Annotated in this window: 1 rRNA gene; it reads left to right on the forward strand. The window is 53.2% G+C overall.

Features of this window, described 5'->3' with window-relative positions:
• Positions 1-402, forward strand: a 23S ribosomal RNA gene (locus tag BHE89_RS21575); the annotation flags it as partial.

Raw genomic sequence — 402 nt, forward strand, 5'->3', positions numbered from 1 at the left:
GAGCGTTCTGTAAGCCTGCGAAGGTGTACTGTGAGGTATGCTGGAGGTATCAGAAGTGCGAATGCTGACATAAGTAACGATAATGCGGGTGAAAAACCCGCACGCCGGAAGACCAAGGGTTCCTGTCCAACGTTAATCGGGGGCAGGGTGAGTCGACCCCTAAGGCGAGGCTGAAAAGCGTAGTCGATGGGGAAACGGGTTAATATTCCCGTACTGGTGGTAACTGCGATGGGGGGAACGGAGAAGGCTAGGTTGTCCGGGCGACGGTCGTCCCGGTTCAAGCATGTAGGCAGAGTGATTAGGCAAATCCGGTCACTTAATGCTGAGGTGTGATGACGAACCACTAAGGTGGTGAAGCAATTGATGCCCTGCTTCCAGGAAAAGCCTCTAAGCTTCAGGTTA

Source organism: Shigella sp. FC1967 (genome assembly GCF_001743005.1).
Lineage (GTDB): Bacteria > Pseudomonadota > Gammaproteobacteria > Enterobacterales > Enterobacteriaceae > Proteus.